A 16,348-nucleotide genomic window follows, 5' to 3' on the forward strand; every position below is an offset into this window, starting at 1 on the left:
GTGTTCGTGCCGCTCAGCCGGGCTGGCCGTTCTCTTCGCTGACAATCTGCAGGAATTGCTGCGTGCGCGGATTTTTCGGGCGCGAGAGCATCTCGCCCGCCCGCCCCTGCTCAACGATCGCGCCTTCGGCCAGGAAAACCGCCCGATCGGCGACATCCTGGGCGAAGCCGAGCTGGTGGGTTGAGATCAGCATGGTGAGGCCGTCCTCGACGGCGAGCCGGCGGATAACATCAAGCACCTCGCTGACAAGTTCGGGATCAAGCGCGGAGGTCGGCTCATCCAGAAGCAGGATTGCCGGATTGGGTGCCAGCGCCCGGGCAATGGCGACACGCTGCTGCTGTCCGCCGGACATGTGACGCGGCAAGGCATCGGCGCGATGCGACAGGCCGACCCGTTCGAGCAGTTCGTCGGCCCGCCGGTTCGCCTCGCTGCGCGACAGCCCCTGAACCCAGCGCAACGGTCCGGCCACGTTCTCGCGGGCCGTGAGATGGCCGAAAAGATTGAAATTCTGAAACACCATGCCGACGCCGACCGACGCCCGCGCATCGGCGATGGCACCCTGTGACAGCGAACGCCCGCGCCCATCAACGCCGATCGACTGGTCGATCACCCGGATTGAGCCACTGTCCCAGGTTTCGAGATGATTGATACAGCGCAGAAGCGTGCTCTTGCCTGATCCGCTCGGTCCGAGAAGCGCGACCACCTCACCGAGCCGCACATCCAGATCCAGCGAATTGAGAACGGCCTGCCCCGAATAGCTCTTGTGCAGGCCGCGGATCTCCACCGCGATCCGGTTTTTCTCAAGCGCGCTCCAGCGCTTGTCGTGATCGATCACTCGGATAGGCCTGACGAGGTACTCCGGCGCCGGTTCGGGCGCGGTGTCAGCGTCAGCCACCGCGGCCGCACCCGGCGCGACAACCGCCACAGCCGGCTGCTCGGCCCGGCGCCACGGGATCAGCCGTGTCAACCGCGTCTTCGGATCCGCATCGAGATCGAGCACCGCCTCGACAATCAGCTGAATGAGCGCGATCGCGCCGGTCAGAACCAGATACATCAGGCCGGAAGCAAAGAAGATCGAGAAGAAGTCGAAGGTCGACGAGGCAAGCTGGGTCGAACGCAGTGTCAGTTCCTGCACCGAGACGACGGAGGCCAAAGAGGAATTCTTCAATGCGCTGACAGCCTCGTTGCCAAGCGCCGGCACCATGGTGCGGAAGGCCTGGGGCACAACGATGCGAACCATGATCGCCAGCGGCCGCATGCCCAGCGCCTGACCGGCAGCGATCTGGCCGCGATCAACAGCGATGATATTGGCGCGGATGATCTCGGCAATGAAAGGCGCTTCATTGAGCGCCAGCGCCAACCCGGCGGCTTCGATCGCGGTCAGCTTGATGCCGATCATCGGCAGTGCATTGTAGCAGAAGATCATCTGCAGGATCAGCGGCGTGCCGCGAAAGATAATGGCATAGGCCCGCGCGAAAATGGCGAGCGGCCGGTAGCGCCCCAGCTGCATGGCCGAAAGCACGATCCCCATGACCGTGCCGCCGGCAAGGCCAAGAACCGTGATCAGCAGCGTGTAGATAATCCCGGTCACCAGATAGGGCTGGGTCAGGTAATGAATAAATAGATCCATGGTGCCTCTCGGCATAAAAGGAGAAGAGGACCGACCGGTGCATCAGCAGCCGGCCGGTTTTCTTTTGAAAGGAGATCAGTCCGCCAGAACGAGCTTGGGCTCTTCGATCTGATCAGCAGGCAGGTTCCACTTGGTCATCATTTCGGCCTGCATGCCGCTCTTCTGGATCTCCGTCAGCGCTGCCATGACGGCGTCGCGGAAATCGGTATTGCCACGCGGAACGGCAATGCCGACCGAATAGGGAAGCGTCACAGCCGTCGCCTTCTCCAGCTTGTCGGGATAAGCGGCAACGGCACCGTCAACCGTGTTCGCATCATTGATATAGGTGTCTGCGCGGCCCGACAGGATCGCCTGAATGCAGTTGGCATTGTTGTCGTAGAGCTGGATTTCCGGCGCAGGCTTGCCAGCGGCCTGGCATTCTGCGGCAAGCGCCTGAATGAGCGGCACTTCCACATAGCCGGTATTTTCCGCAGCCGTGGTACCGCACATGGAAGTGTTGATGCCATCGATATTCTTCGGATTGCCCTTGGCAACCAGAACGCCATCAAACACCTTCAGATAGGTGACGAAATCCGCCGCCTTGGCGCGCTCCTTCGTGGCATAGATGTCGGAGATGACGATGTCGGCCTGACCGGCCTCAAGCGTCGTCAGAAGCGCGGCGAAGGTGACCGGCTTGTAAGTGAGGCTGAAGCCAAGGCAATCGCCGATTGCTTCACCGAGATCGATGTCAAAACCGATATATTTGTTCGGGTCGTTCGGGTCGAGCGCCTCATAGCCCGGCGTATGCGGGTTCACGGCATTGACGAGGGTCTTGCCCTTCAGATCCGGATATTTTGCCTGCAGATCGGCGCAGGCGGCCGGCATTTCGGCATGCGCCTCAGAGACTGGCGCAACCGAAGCCAGGCCGAGCGATGCGATGAACATTTGCGCTGCAAAACCGAGACCCAGCCAGTTCCGGCGAATGAATGTCTTTCCAGTGTCTGTTTGTTTCATTTCCCGCTCCATGTTTTCTGGACACTGCGGCCACCCGCAGCAATCATCCGAGCATAGGAGCAGTCAGCGCCGGGACTGTTGTCCACTGGCGCACTCATTATTGTCATCCGTTACATCGACGCGATGAGATATGCTGAATTTGACTATTTTATTTGCAGATAATACGCATTTTTTGAGCAATTGCGAAATTTATATGCTTCTCAGCCATATCGGCATCCATAGCAGCAGAAAGCAATATGACGTAGGATGCCGCGACGCATCATACCGGCTCAGCGGATGGCACCCCGGCTGGCGCGACACCAAAACGGCACCGGAATCAGTGTGAAACGATCTTGGACAGAAAGTCCCGGGCCCGCTCGCTTTCCGGCGCAGAGAAGAAACGCTCCGTCGGCCGGTCCTCGACGATCCGGCCTGCGTCCATGAAGACCACGCGGTCAGCGACACGGCGGGCAAAGCCCATTTCATGGGTGACGACCATCATCGTCATGCCGTCTTTGGCCAGTGCGACCATGACTTCCAGCACCTCGTTGATCATTTCCGGATCGAGCGCCGAGGTCGGCTCGTCAAACAGCATGGCATCCGGATCCATCGCCAGCGCCCGGCAGATGGCGACGCGCTGCTGCTGGCCACCGGAAAGCTGGGCCGGATACTTGTCGATCTGGGCTGAAAGGCCAACCCGCTCCAGAAGCGCCTCGGCCTTGGCATTGGCCTCTGCCCGCGAGCGCCCGAGCACTTTCATCGGCGCAAGGCAGAGGTTTTCGCGCACGCTCATATGCGGATAGAGCTCGAAATGCTGGAACACCATGCCGATCTTGGCGCGCAGCCTGACCAGATTGGTCTTGCGGTCGGTGACCTCGGTGCCCTCGACCCGGATCGAACCGTCGCCGATGCTCTCAAGCCCGTTGACGCATTTGATCAGCGTCGACTTGCCCGAGCCCGATGGCCCGCAGACCACGACAACCTCGCCCTTTTTCACCGAGGTCGAGCAGTCCTGCAAGACCTGGAACGTGCCGTACCACTTGTTGACATTTTCGATTTCTATCATGAGGAGCGCCCCTTCTGGAGATGGCGAACGGCAAGCGAGCCGGAAAAGCAGATGACGAAATAGACAAGCGCCGCAAAGACATACATCTCGACCAGACGCCCTTCCGAACGCGCGACGATGGATGCCGTGGTCATGAAATCCCTGAGGCTGACGACAAAGACAAGGCTGGTATCCTGAAACAGCACGATCCCTTGTGTCAAAAGGATCGGGATCATGTTGCGAAAGGCCTGCGGCAGCACGATGTAGCGCTGGATCTGCCAGTAGTTGAGGCCGGAGGCCTGACCGGCATGGACCTGGCCGCTGCGCACCGACTGGATGCCGGCGCGGATGATTTCCGAATAATAGGCCGCCTCGAACAAAGTGAAGGCGATCAGCGCCGAGTAGAACGAGCCGATCGGCCGGCCAAGGGCGAGCGGCACCAGGAAATAGAACCAGAAGATCACCAGGATCAGCGGGATCGAACGGATCAGGTTCACATAGGTTGCCGCCAGCAACGAAACCGGCCTCGATGTTGACAGCCGCATCAGCGCAAGGCCGGCGCCGAGGACGATGCCGCCGACGATCACCAGAAAGGTGAGCCAAAGCGACAGCGCCAGACCGCGGGCGAGGAAGGGCAGATTATCGGCGATGACGCCGAAATCGAAATCCGACATGGTCAGCGCTCCTTGCCGATTAGACCGGGAATCCGGTTCATCTTTTCGAACATGTGCATCAACACGGTCACGATCAGCGCGATCACCACATATATGACCGTTGCAGCGGCATAGGCTTCGAAGCCGTGAAACGTATATTCAGCAATCTTCTGGCTCTGCGCGGTGAGTTCCAGCACGCCGATGGTCAGCGCCAGCGAGGAATTCTTGAAGATCGTGAGGAATTCCGATGTCATCGGCGGAATGACGGTGCGCACCGCGATCGGCAGCAGGATGTAGCGATAGACCTGCAACGTCGAAAGACCATTGGCGTAGGCAGCGGAAACGAGCCCCTTGCCGACCGCCTGAATGCCGGCGCGCAGCTGTTCGGCGACGCGGCTTGCCGTATAGAAGCCCAGCGCCAGCATGGCGGTGGTGAATTCCGGATAAGGCATGTCGCGCTTCATCCAGGTGCCCATATCGTGCGGCACGATTTCCGGCACCACGAAATACCACAGGAACATCTGCACCAGCAGCGGCACGTTGCGGAAGATCTCGACATAGACCGTGCACAGCAGGGCAACCGGCCTGACCGGCAGGGTGCGGCCAACGCCGATGACCGTACCGATGAGAAGTGCAATCACCCAGGCAGACAGCGCGACTGCAAAGGTCATCAGCGTGCCGGTCACCAGCCATTCGGCATAGGGCGGCTGAAGGAGGACCGACCAGTCCCAGTTATAATTCATGAATGCCCCGCTCGGATTGAAACGAAACGCCCGGCCGCCGGAAGGTTGGGAAAACCGGCGGCCGGGATCACAGCTGTTTCACCAAGGCTCAGCGCGGCAGCGCAGCCAGAACGAAGGCGGATTCCAGCAGCGGGGTCTTTTCAACACCGAGCGGCTTGAACCACGTGTCGTAGAGCGTATCGAGCTCGCCGCTGCGCGACAGTTCGGCAATGGCGGTCTCCCCGACCAGACGGAAATCGTCGTCATCGCGCGGGATCATGATGCCGTAGGGGTCAAAGGAAAGGAAATCGCCGACCACTTCGTATTCATCGGGGTTCTTGGCCTTGGCCTTCAGCCCGAACAGCAGGATATGGTCGGTCGAATAGGCATCGACGCGGTCGGTGTCGAGCGCAAGGAAGCCTTCTCCGTGATTGCTGACCGAGAGGATCTTGACGTTCAGGCCGCGCTTTTCGATCTCCTCGCGGATGACCTTGTCATTGGTGGTGCCCTGCGGCAGGGCAATGGCCTTGCCGTCGAGATCATCAATGGAGTGAATGCCGGAATCGGCCTTGACCAGGATCTTGGTGCCGGTGACGAAAATCGTCTGCAGGAAACCGACCTGTTCCTGACGGGCGAGCGTATTGGTGGCCGAACCGCAGGTCATGTCGATCGTGCCATTGGCAATCAGCGTCATGCGGGTCTTCGGATTGACCGGCACGTAACGGACTTCGAGATCCTTGCCGACCTTTGCAGAAACAGCGTCAACGATCTTGGCGCAGATATCCATCGTGTAGCCGACAGGCTTCTGGTTTTCGTCGAGATAGGAAAACGGGATCGAGCTTTCGCGATAACCGATCGTAATCACACCGCTATCGGCAATCTTGCCGAGATGGCCGGTAAAATCCTGTGCCTGGGCAGAAAGCGCGAGAAGTGTCGCGGCCGCGGCACCGACAAGCGTCCTGCCGATCATCTGGAATAGTTTCATTGTAGTTCCCCTTTTGTGGTTTTGGTTTTACGGACCGGGCTTTCTGCCTGGTCCGGAATGCAGTCATTCTCAGTTTTCAGAAAATCCCTTCCATGTGGGCGCGGTAGCCGAACAGGCCGACCGAGCCGCCGGTGTGGATGAAAACGATGTTTTTCATGTCGGAAAACGCACCCTCGCGCACGAGCGAGATCATGCCGTCGAGGCCCTTGCCGGAATAGACCGGATCGAAGAGAAGCCCCTCAAGCTCCGCCAGCATTTTCAGTGCATCCCACATGCCCGCAGTCGGCAGGCCATAGCCCTGCCCGACGAAACGGCAGTCGGCGCTGACGGCTTCGCGGCGGATCTCATGGCCCATGCCGAGATAATCCATCGTCTTGCAGGCCAGATTGTAGACCATCTGCTCCTGCGTCTCCTGCGGCGCACGGACGCCAATCCCGAGAAGCGGCGTATCCACCTCCAGCGCTGCCAGCCCGGCGACCAGGCCCGCCTGCGTGCCGGAACTGCCGGTCGCATGGATGATCAGATCGATGTCGAGACCTTCCGCCGCAGCCTGCTCGAACAGCTCGCGCGCGCAGTCGACGTAACCGAGGGCACCGACCGGATTCGAGCCACCGCCCGGAATGATGTAGGGACTGGCGCCTGTCTTGCGCAGATCTTCCGCCCGCGCCTCCATCGCCGCATTCATGTCCGTGCCGCCGGGCAGATGCTCGATCACCGCACCGAAGAACCGGTCCAGCAGGACATTGCCGCCATCTTTGTATTCCGCATCCGGGAAACCGGTGCGGTCTTCCAGCAGAACATGGCTTTTCAGTCCGAATTTCGCAGCCGCAGCAACGCTTTGGCGCACATGGTTTGACTGTGTCGCACCCTGGGTGACGATCGTGTCTGCTTTCTTTTCCAGCGCATCGGCGATCAGGAACTCGAGCTTGCGGGTCTTGTTGCCGCCGCTTGCAAGCCCGGTGCAGTCATCACGCTTGACCCAGATACGCGGCCCGCCAAGCGCTTCGCTGAGACGGTCCATCGGCTCCAGCGGTGTCGGCAGATGACCGAGCTTCACGCGCGGATGCGCCTGGATGGAGCGCGCCAGTATATGACAGCGCTCCAGAATTCCCGATACCGGTGTTGTCGCGTTGGGGTTTGGGTTCATAATGTCAGTCATCCGATTTTCTTGACTCTTATCGTTATTTGCCACGTTCGGATGTTTTCGCAGGCTTGAACAATGCCTATTTCTGAGGCTACTCATACTTTCTGTATGGGTGAAGGCACTCTCCAGAAAGGAACGGCATGGAATCGAAACTTCTGGAAGACGTGCTGATCCTGCTTGAGGAGGGCAATCTCAGCCGTGCAGCCGAGCGCCGCCACGTCACGCAGCCGGCATTTTCCCGCCGTATCCGCGCCTTCGAGGATTGGGTGGGGGTGACGCTGATCGAGCGGCATCCGAACCAGGTTTCAATGGGTGAAGCCTTGCGGATCAACGAGGAGGAAATCCGCTCGGTCCTGAGGCGCATCGAAACGCTCAGACACAAGATCCGCAATTTCGAGCATGCGGAAAAGTCGATGGTGATTGCAACGCAGCATGCGCTGTGCATCTCTGTCTTCGCCGATCTCAACAACCTGCTGACCAGTCACTGGGGACCGATCTCATGGCGTGTGCGAACGATGAACCGGCAGGATTGTCTGGCGCTGTTCGTGCGTGGTGATGCGGATCTTCTGCTCTGCTATGAGGCCCGCGATCTTCCGCCGCTGCCCTTCAATGAGCGGGTCGCTCGCGCCGTCTGGCGCCGCGATACGCTGATCCCGGTCGTCGGCGGCTCGTGGCGTTACCGGATCAGCGCAGACGGTACGCTGCCCGAAGACATTCCCTACGTCGCCTTCCCGGTGAATAGTCATTTCGGCCAGCTTGTCGAGGCCTTCGAGCCAGCCCAGATGATCGCCGCCGGCATTTCCGGCCCCAAGATCGAATCGGCCTTTTCCGTCGGCGTGCTGGATATGATCCGCTCGGGCCTTGGCTTCGGCTGGGTGCCCCACGCCATTGCCCGGCCACTGGTCGCCTCGGGCGCGCTTGTCTCGCTGGCGCAGCGCCATGGCCGCATCCCGCTCGACATTTCCGTCTTCGGCTGGTCCGACGACCCCAAGGGAGCCGCCGTCATAGACCTGATGCGGGGCGTGGACACGCTGCGCCAGCCCGCAAAGATGCAATTCTAGGGACACTCCAGGAGCGGTGGACCGCAGCTTTCCACCCGGCAAACGCTCTCGCCTGGAAAGCGTTTGCGGCGGGGTTCAAACGACAAGGCCACACGGGCCTGCGCCCATTGATGATATGGGCACCTAAGCCAGCGCCGCCTTGACGATGGCAGAGGCCGTCTTGCCGTCATATTCGCCGGGATGGGCCTGTTTCAGCGCGGCCATGATCTGCCCCATATTATCGCCGGCCGCAACCCGGGCTTCGGCAAAGGCCTTGAGTTCCGCATCACTCATCTGCTTCGGCAGAAAGGGTTCAAGCGTCGCTTTTTCAAGTTCGATCTGATCGCGTTTTGCCGATGGACCGGCCGGCAGATAGCCTTCGGTCTCATTCAGGCCCTTGAGCAGTTTGCGCACCTCGGCAACGATCTCCTCGTCACTCAGCGGGCGCACCGGGTCCAGCGTCTTCGAACGGGTGTCGATGGCGCCCTGCAGCGTCAGCAACACACCCGCCTGAGGCTGGCGTGCTTTGCGTGCAGCCAACGTGGCTGCCTTGATCTTCTCTAAAAGCATCAGTTTCTTCCGTATTGATGTGCCTTGCTGACGAACAGCGGCGCTGTCGTGATCAAAGCTTTCGCGCTTTATAGCACAATATTGGCGGCCCGGATGTCAGCGCTTCGCTTGCATCGCCCAGACCGAATGCCACTGCACAATCGGCACATACCGATCTTCCCGGGAAAAGTCGCGACAGAAACACTTGACGCCACAATTTTGACCGTAAAAAGTCCAATTCATGAAATCGCGCCACGAAGCCTTCCTGCGTCATGCAGCCCGACTTGCAGAGATTCCGAGGCTCCTCAAACCAGCCAGCCTTTCCGGGCGCTGGGAGCAGGATCCTGAACTGCATCGCGATGCCGACAGGGGCTTTCTCGCCAGCGAATATTTCCACGCGCATTTTTACGGAATAGAGCAGCCGAGCGCGCTTTATGATGGCGACGGCGCCTTAGTGTTCAGCAATAGCGAGGAAGGTTTCTTCCCCGCAACACTGGATCTGCCGCGGGCGGATGGCAGCAGCATCGGCTTTCGCGACTATGGCGGTGTCCTCATCCTGCTGCTCGACCTCAACCGGCGAAGGACGGACGTGCCGGCCGGTCTTTCCCACTTCGCCCTGATGATCGACCGCGGCTTTTTCGAAACCACCATCAGCCGCCCGGACGGCCCCGTTTCATTGACCGAAGGCGAGTATCGCCTGCTTTCATTGCTGCTGTCCGGCCTCGACCTCAAGCAGGCCGCGGCGGCATTGGGGGCAGCCTATGACACCAAGCGCAAGCAGCTGCAGGTCATCTTTCAGAAATTCAATGTCTCCAGCCAGGCGGCCCTGTTGCAGGCCGCCTCCTTTACCATCATGGGCGACGTGATCGGCCTTATCGGCCGATCCGGCACGGTACGGGCCGAACAGGCGCTGCTGCGCCGCCATTTCGGCGACGGTGTGCTGTTCCACGATGTTGCGCTGAGCGATGGCCAACGCATGCCCGTCTGGGAATTCGGAGCACGTAAGGGGAAGCCCTGCCTCTACTTTCATCCGCTCTTGACCCCGACAGTCGTCGCCGAAGATGCCGTCGACCAGATGCAGGCGACCGGATTGCGCTGGATCGTCGCGCCGCGCTTCTTCTCCCCCGTCGCGAACGAACCGGATCCAGTGCTGCATCTCGAGCGCTACTGCGCCGCCCTTGCCGATTTCATCGAGCACTTCATCGGCGAGCCCGTCGATTGCGTCGGCGCAAGCTCCGGCACGGCCTGGCTCGGCTATTTCGCCAGGCATTATCCGCATCTCATCGGCCAGATCGTGATTGCCGGCATGCCACACCCGCCGACCCTGCGCGACACCGAAGAGAGCACGAGCCTGCAAAGCTCGCTCTCCGACGCCATGCGACATAACCCGAAAGTCGTCTCAACGCTGGTCAAGGCCTATGCGGTGATTGCCCGCTCGCCGGTTCTAGCCGCCCGCGCCTACCGGCTGGCCTATCGCCACTCCGCGCCCGACCTCGCCGTGGTCGATTACGGCATCAAGGCGGGCTTCATTCTCGACTGGCTGAAACTGATGGGCGAACGCGGCGGCAACGCCATCGCCGCCGACCTGATCATCAACCAGCGCGACTGGGTCAGCGAGCTTCTGGAAAGCGGGCTTCCCATCACTCTGGTTCATGGCGAACAGGACAGGATGTGCCGACCCGACGTCTTGCATGAACTGAATGCCCGCCGCTGCGATATCCGAACCCATATTCTTCCGGACGCCGGGCATCACCTGATGTCCAGCCATTTCGAGGTGATCGCCAACATTCTCGGTGGAGCCTACCTTTGCACGGCCCATTCGGCGTAGAGCATCGGGCGAGCAAGTGGTTGCCGCTTTTTCGACAACCAGACGCGGCGGCCTCCCGCGAGAGCGCCGTACATCCTTTTGGGCGCACCAGGACGCTCTATCGTGTTGAATCTACGCACCGGCTCGAAAATCGATTCTGATTTTCGAAAAGAACGATGCGCTAGACAGTGCTCAGCAGCAGGCTGGTCTCGCTATTGGCAACGCCGTCGATCATCCGCACTTCGCGCAGAACGCGGTCAAAGTCGGCAAGACTGGCCGCACGAATATCGGCCACCAGATCCCAGTTTCCATTGGTCGTGTGCAGGGCATGGATTTCCGGGAGGCCGCGCAGCCGCCGGATCACCTGCGTGGTGGATTTGCCGACGACTTCGATCATCATCACCGCCCTGACCGCGGCAGCATCATAATCATCGCGCACGCGCACGGTGAAGCCGGCAAGTGTTCCGGTCCTGATCAGCCGGTCGAGACGCGCCTGCACCGTGCCGCGCGCCACACCCAGCTGCGAAGCCAGATGCGACAGCGAGGCTCGGCCGTCCTCGCGCAGGCAGGCAATGATCCTGCGGTCCAGCTGATCCGGAATATATTTCGCAATCTGCTCATGCATTGAACAATTCGCTCGGTACCTCTGTACAAAATGATCGGTATTTCAGTCAGATTAATACAGATTTGAAATTTCCGTCAGGAAAACTCTGCGGCATGATGGAAGGCAAGTCCAGAGAAGGAGCCCCCATGTCGCAGCCTGCCTCCGAAAAGGCCTATATCCGCTTCGTCAGCGTTGAAAACATGATGCGCCTTATCCATCACATCGGTATCGAAACCATGCTGAGGGATCTGACCCTGACGATCGAGAATGATTTCCGGCGCTGGAACGATTTCGACAAGACGCCGCGTGTCGCCTCGCATTCGCGCGATGGCGTCATCGAACTGATGCCCGCCTCGGACGGCACGACCTATGCCTTCAAATATGTCAACGGCCATCCGAAGAACATGGCGGAAGGCCTGCAGACGGTGACAGCCTTTGGCCTGCTCGCCGACGTCGCTTCGGGCTATCCGGTGCTGTTGACCGAGATGACCCTGCTGACGGCGCTGCGCACTGCCGCGACCTCTGCCATGGCCGCCCGTCATCTGGCGCCCAGAAACGCAAAGACCATGGCAATCATCGGGAATGGCGCCCAGGCGGAATTTCAGGCGCTGGCAATGAAAGCTGTCGCAGGCATAGAATCAGTGCGCCTTTACGACATCGACGCTCACGCCACTCGCAAGGCGGCGCGCAACCTTGCCGGCAGCGGACTGCGAATCACCATGTGCAAAACTGGGCAGGAGGCTGTCGAAGGCGCAGAGATCGTCACCACCTGCACCGCCGACAAGCAATTTGCGACCATCCTCACGGACAACATGATCGGGCCAGGCATACATATCAACGCGATCGGCGGGGACTGCCCCGGCAAGACCGAATTGCATCGCGATATCCTGATGCGCTCCGATATCTTTGTGGAATATCCGCCGCAAACGCGAATCGAGGGTGAAATCCAGCAGCTTTCGCTGGATCATCCGGTCCATGAATTATGGCAGGTCATTTCGGGAAGCACCGAGGGCAGGACCAGCGAAAGACAGATCACATTGTTTGACAGTGTCGGCTTCGCGATCGAGGACTTTTCCGCCCTGTGCTATATAAAGGAGCGCATTGAGGGGACCGATTTATTCGAGAAGCTCGATATCATCGCCGATCCCGATGATCCACGCGACCTCTACGGCATGCTGGCGCGCGCTAGGCGCTGACCTTCTTCATTGGCAGGGCTGGTTTCCAGCGACGCGCTTGGCAAGGCGCAAAGCGTCATGCGCACTATCCAGCCATGCGCCCTGTGCAGGGACGGCAGATCAGTCGAAAGTGCGCGGGCTGCGGCGGAAGGCTTCGGCGCGGTTTTCGGCATAGTCGTCCATGAAACTGCCGACGCCCTTGGCAAAGCGATAAAATGCATTGTGCGAACGGCCTTCACCGAAGGCGTTATTGCTGCGATTTGAACGTGCGTTGGTCATTTCAGTTGTCTTTTCAGTTCGGTTATTGCCTGAACAAGCAGATAGGCTCTTTTGCTGCGTTTGGTTACTGGCATGACCGCAGGGTAGCTATGCGTTTACGGAACAGCCCATTGATAGACGTCAAAATTTTAGGCAATCAAGCTTCAACTCTGCCTCCCAGAGATGCATCTTCACGAAATGCGGGCAAGCCGCGGCAAGCCCCAACCCGGTATGAGGATACCGGGCCTCCTCCCCCGCCGCAGCCGGACTGCAGAAATGCACAAAAAAGAATCTGCGCAGCACCGCAATCTCACTTGTTTCTGACACTGAAAAGCGCTAAGCACGTTTTGCTAACTCGTAACAGCAAGCGTTTCCGGGAGGATAATCGGTTTTCGCGCCTGCATGGAGAGGCTCGCCTTGTGCCGGGCTTATCTTACATTTCCCAATTTGAAATCCCTGCAGACAGTTTCAAACCGGCCCTCGCATGAAGTCTTGCAGAGCGTCGCAAAGCGCCACGGAGCCCCGTTGCGCTGGCAGTTTACGTTCTATGCCGGTTCGTGGTTGGCAGAGCTGGATTTTTGCAGTGAGGTATTGGAAATGGTGAAGTCAGGCAGGAGCGAAATGGACCATCACACAGGCGTCTGGCCGGTGATGCTTACTCCTTTCACCGAAGATCGTGAGATTGACTGGGCATCGCTGGAGCGCCTGATCGATTGGTATATCGCCTCCGGCGTCCACGGGCTGTTTGCAAACTGCCAGTCGAGCGAAATGTTCTTCTTGAGCGACGCCGAATCGGAAAAGCTGACGCGCTTCGTGGTTGATTATGTCGATGGCCGCGTCCCGGTCGTCGCTTCCGGCCACACCGGCAACGCACCGAGCCACCAGGCCGAGCAGCTCGCCGCGCAGGCCGCATGCGGCGTTGACAGCGTAATCATGATCTCCAACCGCCTCGCCAGCCAGGACGAAAGCGACGAGATCTTTCTCGAACGCCTTGCCGCGCTGACGGAAAAGGTTCCGGCTTCGGTTGGCATCGGCGTCTACGAGTGCCCCTACCCTTACAAGCGCCTGTTGAGCGACGCGGCTGTTTCCTTTGCCGCCAAGTCCGGCCGCTTCACCTTCCTCAAGGACACCTGCTGCAATATCGAAACGCTGACGCGGCGTGCAAAACTGGTTGAAGGCAGCCAGCTGCATATCGCCAACGCCAATGCGCAGACGCTTCTTGCAAGCCTGAAGGTCGGTTGCCACGGCTATAGCGGCGTGATGGCGAACTTCCATCCCGCACTTTATGTCTGGCTGACAGAAAACTGGCAGTCGGAGCCGGAAAAGGCAGAAATCCTGGGGAACTATCTCTCGGTCGCAGCCATGACCGAAAGCATGGATTACCCGCTCTGCGCCAAGGATTTCCAGAAGGCGATCGGCAATTTCACCAGCATGGAATGCCGCACGCGTCCGCTCGGCGGCTATTTCCAGAACCATTTCTCCTCGACGGTCTCGCAGATGATCGCCCTTGGCGAAACGCTTGCCAGCCAGCTCGAACTCGACATCCCTGCTGCTGCTTTTGATCCAGCCGGAAAAATCGCTGCTCAGTGAGCAGCGACCGGCTGACGGAAGCGGAGGAGGCAACCGTAATGCAAAAACTGAAACTTCTGGAAAAGAGCTTCGTCGTACCGCTCGGGCACGAACTGTTCAACAATTGCCACGCCTCGACAGTGATTGTTCTGCCGAATGGCGAGAAGCTCGTCGCCTTCTTCGGCGGCGAGCGTGAAGGCGCCGGCGATGTTGCCATCTGGCTCGTTCGCGGTGATGACAGCGGCTTTCAGGCCCCTGAGCGCCGCTTCGCCGAAGATGGTCTGGCGCATTGGAATCCGGTCCTTCTGAATGAGGGCAATACGGTCTGGATCTTCTACAAGGTCGGCCCGACCGTCCACACATGGACGACCCGCTGGAGCGTTTCGCACGACGGCGGCAGGACATGGAGTGATCCGGCGGAACTCGTTGCCGGGGATACGGCGCCACGCGGTCCGGTGAAGAACAAGCTTCTCGTCATGTCCAATGGCGCCTGGCTCGCTCCTGCATCGGTCGAGACGGACACGATCTGGGACGCCTTCGTCGATCTTTCAGACGACAAGGGCAAGAGCTGGAACCGTGTTGACGTGCCTTTCACCCACCGTTCCCCTGACGAAAAGCAGGGCGAAGCCGGTGTCTGGTCAGGACTTGCCGAAAATGCGCTCTGGGAAACAGATCCGGCCAAGGTATTCGCCTGGGACGGCGTGATCCAGCCCAGCGCCTGGGAATCGCAGCCCGGCCATATCCATCTGATGATGCGCTCGACGCGCGGCTTCATCTATCGCAGCGACTCCGATGATTTCGGCGCGCACTGGTCGGAAGCCTACGCGACCTCGGTCGTCAACAATAACAGCGGCATCGATGTCGTCGAAACCGACGGTACGCTGGCGCTTGTCTACAATCCGAACGGCGGCAACTGGGGCCGCCGCTCGCCCCTTTCGCTGGCCCTTTCCCACGACAACGGCGTCAGCTTCAACCGGGAACTCGATCTCGAAACCGAAGAAGGAGAGTTTTCCTATCCGGCCATCATCGCTCAGGGGAAAGAGCTTCATGTGGCCTACACACATAACCGCAAGTCAATCGTCTACTGCCACCTGGTTTTGGAGGATGGCTAGCGTTTCAGCCGGCGAAAGCCCTGTCGGCAGGAATGTCTAGAATTAAAACAAGGGAGTTGGAAATGTTGAAAGCAATTGGAATCGCGCTCTGCGGCGTTCTGGCCTTTGCCAGCGTTCAGGCAACCGCGCAGGAACTGACCTATCCGAAGAAGAATATCACCGTCATCATCCCGAAGAATCCGGGCGGCGGCACGGATACCTCAGCCCGCCTGACGCTGGAATATGCAAAGAAGTATCTGCCCGACGGCGTGATCTTCGTTCCGGAAAACAAGCCTGCCGGCAACGGCGTGACCGGTCTGGTTGAAGCCGCGCATGCCCGTCCCGATGGTGAAACGCTGGTCATGACCACGGTCGAGCTGGCCATGTTCCCGCACCAGAACAAGTCGCCGGTCGATTACAAGAACTTCACCGGTCTGTTCGCACCGATCGCGGACCCTTGCGCTTTGGTTGTCAAGGCTGATGCGCCCTACCAGACGCTGGAAGAATTCGTCCAGTATGCCAAGGATCATCCGGGTGAAGTCCAGGTTGCCAATTCCGGCACCGGCGCCATCTATGATCTGGCCACCACGAACATGGAACAGCAGCTCGGCATCAAGCTGAAGCACATTCCGTATTCCGAAGGCATTGGCCCGGCGATTGCCTCGCTGGTCGGCGGTCACGTTGATGCCGTCATCACCACGCCCGGCGCTGCCAAGCCGCAGATCGATGCCGGCGCGCTGAAGATGCTCGGCGTCATGGACAGCAAGCGTTTTGCACTCTTCCCCGACGTCCCGACCTTCAACGAAGCTCTGGGTGCCGGTACCGACACGCAGATGCGCGCTTGGGCTGCCATTGCCGGCCCGGCTGACCTGCCTGACGACATCTCCAGCCAGCTGGTTGCCGCCTTCCAGGCCGTTGCTGCCGATCCGGACTTCCAGACGGCCATGAAGAACCAGGGCATCATGCCGAGCACGATGACCGGTGAAGAGGTTCAGGCCATGATGAAGGCTGACGATGAGATGTATGCAAAGCTCATCGCCGAAACCAAGTCTGAGTAATCTCATTCATATGCCTCGTCCGCAGCTCTTCGGGGCTGCGGACAGG

General features: G+C 59.6%; 16 protein-coding genes. 6 read left to right on the forward strand and 10 right to left on the reverse strand.

Annotation, left to right across the window (positions count from 1 at the left end):
- Positions 1-13: 13 nt before the first annotated feature.
- The 7 genes from HCK86_RS08400 to HCK86_RS08430 form a co-directional block, all read right to left on the reverse strand.
- Complete coding sequence (locus HCK86_RS08400) at positions 14-1,630, reverse strand: amino acid ABC transporter permease/ATP-binding protein (protein ID WP_176084014.1); 1,617 nt, start codon at positions 1,628-1,630, stop codon at positions 14-16.
- Positions 1,631-1,705: 75 nt separating this feature from the next.
- Complete coding sequence (locus tag HCK86_RS08405; protein WP_246739527.1) at positions 1,706-2,554, reverse strand: ABC transporter substrate-binding protein; 849 nt, start codon at positions 2,552-2,554, stop codon at positions 1,706-1,708.
- Positions 2,555-2,939: 385 nt separating this feature from the next.
- Positions 2,940-3,668, reverse strand: a complete 729-nt coding sequence (locus tag HCK86_RS08410; RefSeq protein ID WP_176084016.1) for an amino acid ABC transporter ATP-binding protein — start codon at positions 3,666-3,668, stop codon at positions 2,940-2,942.
- Positions 3,665-4,321 (reverse strand): ABC transporter permease subunit, encoded by a 657-nt coding sequence (locus HCK86_RS08415; RefSeq protein WP_176084017.1) that lies wholly within the window; start codon positions 4,319-4,321, stop codon positions 3,665-3,667. Before HCK86_RS08415 ends, HCK86_RS08410 begins: the two co-directional genes overlap by 4 nt.
- 2 nt (positions 4,322-4,323) lie before the next feature.
- The gene (locus tag HCK86_RS08420) at positions 4,324-5,043 is read right to left on the reverse strand and encodes an amino acid ABC transporter permease (protein WP_176084018.1); all 720 of its coding nucleotides are present in this window, start codon (positions 5,041-5,043) and stop codon (positions 4,324-4,326) included.
- Positions 5,044-5,131: 88 nt separating this feature from the next.
- Complete coding sequence (locus HCK86_RS08425; RefSeq protein WP_176084019.1) at positions 5,132-6,007, reverse strand: amino acid ABC transporter substrate-binding protein; 876 nt, start codon at positions 6,005-6,007, stop codon at positions 5,132-5,134.
- Between the two features lie 76 nt (positions 6,008-6,083).
- A complete protein-coding gene (locus HCK86_RS08430; RefSeq protein WP_176084020.1) occupies positions 6,084-7,166 on the reverse strand; it encodes a D-cysteine desulfhydrase in 1,083 nt (360 codons plus the stop codon).
- Positions 7,167-7,291: 125 nt separating this feature from the next.
- Between HCK86_RS08430 and HCK86_RS08435 the strand changes: the two genes are divergently transcribed.
- Positions 7,292-8,212: a LysR family transcriptional regulator gene (locus HCK86_RS08435; protein WP_176084021.1), complete on the forward strand. Its 921-nt coding sequence runs from the start codon at positions 7,292-7,294 to the stop codon at positions 8,210-8,212.
- 123 nt (positions 8,213-8,335) lie between these two features.
- On the opposite strand, the gene HCK86_RS08440 is transcribed toward HCK86_RS08435, so the two are convergent.
- Positions 8,336-8,761, reverse strand: coding sequence for a GatB/YqeY domain-containing protein (locus HCK86_RS08440; protein WP_176084022.1), 426 nt, complete (start codon positions 8,759-8,761; stop codon positions 8,336-8,338).
- Positions 8,762-8,981: 220 nt separating this feature from the next.
- Between HCK86_RS08440 and HCK86_RS08445 the strand changes: the two genes are divergently transcribed.
- Positions 8,982-10,568, forward strand: coding sequence for an alpha/beta hydrolase (locus HCK86_RS08445; protein ID WP_176084023.1), 1,587 nt, complete (start codon positions 8,982-8,984; stop codon positions 10,566-10,568).
- Between the two features lie 160 nt (positions 10,569-10,728).
- Here the strand turns inward: HCK86_RS08445 and HCK86_RS08450 are convergent, their stop codons facing one another.
- Entirely contained in the window at positions 10,729-11,172 is a 444-nt protein-coding gene (locus tag HCK86_RS08450) for an Lrp/AsnC family transcriptional regulator (RefSeq protein ID WP_176084024.1), read from the reverse strand.
- Positions 11,173-11,297: 125 nt separating this feature from the next.
- Between HCK86_RS08450 and HCK86_RS08455 the strand changes: the two genes are divergently transcribed.
- A complete protein-coding gene (locus HCK86_RS08455; protein WP_176084025.1) occupies positions 11,298-12,347 on the forward strand; it encodes an ornithine cyclodeaminase in 1,050 nt (349 codons plus the stop codon).
- Positions 12,348-12,446: 99 nt separating this feature from the next.
- Here HCK86_RS08455 and HCK86_RS08460 read toward each other — a convergent pair whose 3' ends face one another.
- The gene (locus HCK86_RS08460) at positions 12,447-12,605 is read right to left on the reverse strand and encodes a hypothetical protein (protein WP_176084026.1); all 159 of its coding nucleotides are present in this window, start codon (positions 12,603-12,605) and stop codon (positions 12,447-12,449) included.
- 600 nt (positions 12,606-13,205) lie between these two features.
- On the opposite strand from HCK86_RS08460, the gene HCK86_RS08465 reads away from it, so the two are divergent.
- The 3 genes from HCK86_RS08465 (at position 13,206) to HCK86_RS08475 (ending at position 16,302) form a co-directional block, all read left to right on the forward strand.
- Entirely contained in the window at positions 13,206-14,174 is a 969-nt protein-coding gene (locus tag HCK86_RS08465) for a dihydrodipicolinate synthase family protein (RefSeq protein ID WP_210259852.1), read from the forward strand.
- A 38-nt stretch (positions 14,175-14,212) separates the two neighbouring features.
- Positions 14,213-15,265 carry an exo-alpha-sialidase gene (locus HCK86_RS08470; RefSeq protein ID WP_176084028.1) on the forward strand — a complete coding sequence of 351 codons (1,053 nt, stop codon included), beginning with the start codon at positions 14,213-14,215 and terminating at the stop codon, positions 15,263-15,265.
- A 62-nt stretch (positions 15,266-15,327) separates the two neighbouring features.
- Positions 15,328-16,302 (forward strand): tripartite tricarboxylate transporter substrate binding protein, encoded by a 975-nt coding sequence (locus tag HCK86_RS08475; protein WP_176084029.1) that lies wholly within the window; start codon positions 15,328-15,330, stop codon positions 16,300-16,302.
- Positions 16,303-16,348: the final 46 nt, after the last annotated feature.

It is taken from the genome of Martelella sp. HB161492, assembly GCF_013184775.1.
GTDB lineage: Bacteria > Pseudomonadota > Alphaproteobacteria > Rhizobiales > Rhizobiaceae > Martelella.

Excerpts from the sequence above, each read along its gene's own strand:
- HCK86_RS08415 (WP_176084017.1), bottom strand. The coding sequence starts at position 4,321 with ATGTCGGATTTCGATTTCGGCGTCATCGCCGATAATCTGCCCTTCCTC.
- HCK86_RS08440 (WP_176084022.1), bottom strand. The coding sequence starts at position 8,761 with ATGCTTTTAGAGAAGATCAAGGCAGCCACGTTGGCTGCACGCAAAGCA.
- HCK86_RS08455 (WP_176084025.1), top strand. The coding sequence starts at position 11,298 with ATGTCGCAGCCTGCCTCCGAAAAGGCCTATATCCGCTTCGTCAGCGTT.
- HCK86_RS08420 (WP_176084018.1), bottom strand. The coding sequence starts at position 5,043 with ATGAATTATAACTGGGACTGGTCGGTCCTCCTTCAGCCGCCCTATGCC.
- HCK86_RS08410 (WP_176084016.1), bottom strand. The coding sequence starts at position 3,668 with ATGATAGAAATCGAAAATGTCAACAAGTGGTACGGCACGTTCCAGGTC.
- HCK86_RS08465 (WP_210259852.1), top strand. The coding sequence starts at position 13,206 with ATGGACCATCACACAGGCGTCTGGCCGGTGATGCTTACTCCTTTCACC.
- HCK86_RS08450 (WP_176084024.1), bottom strand. The coding sequence starts at position 11,172 with ATGCATGAGCAGATTGCGAAATATATTCCGGATCAGCTGGACCGCAGG.
- HCK86_RS08435 (WP_176084021.1), top strand. The coding sequence starts at position 7,292 with ATGGAATCGAAACTTCTGGAAGACGTGCTGATCCTGCTTGAGGAGGGC.
- HCK86_RS08425 (WP_176084019.1), bottom strand. The coding sequence starts at position 6,007 with ATGAAACTATTCCAGATGATCGGCAGGACGCTTGTCGGTGCCGCGGCC.
- HCK86_RS08400 (WP_176084014.1), bottom strand. The coding sequence starts at position 1,630 with ATGGATCTATTTATTCATTACCTGACCCAGCCCTATCTGGTGACCGGG.
- HCK86_RS08430 (WP_176084020.1), bottom strand. The coding sequence starts at position 7,166 with ATGACTGACATTATGAACCCAAACCCCAACGCGACAACACCGGTATCG.
- HCK86_RS08405 (WP_246739527.1), bottom strand. The coding sequence starts at position 2,554 with ATGTTCATCGCATCGCTCGGCCTGGCTTCGGTTGCGCCAGTCTCTGAG.
- HCK86_RS08445 (WP_176084023.1), top strand. The coding sequence starts at position 8,982 with ATGAAATCGCGCCACGAAGCCTTCCTGCGTCATGCAGCCCGACTTGCA.
- HCK86_RS08460 (WP_176084026.1), bottom strand. The coding sequence starts at position 12,605 with ATGACCAACGCACGTTCAAATCGCAGCAATAACGCCTTCGGTGAAGGC.
- HCK86_RS08470 (WP_176084028.1), top strand. The coding sequence starts at position 14,213 with ATGCAAAAACTGAAACTTCTGGAAAAGAGCTTCGTCGTACCGCTCGGG.
- HCK86_RS08475 (WP_176084029.1), top strand. The coding sequence starts at position 15,328 with ATGTTGAAAGCAATTGGAATCGCGCTCTGCGGCGTTCTGGCCTTTGCC.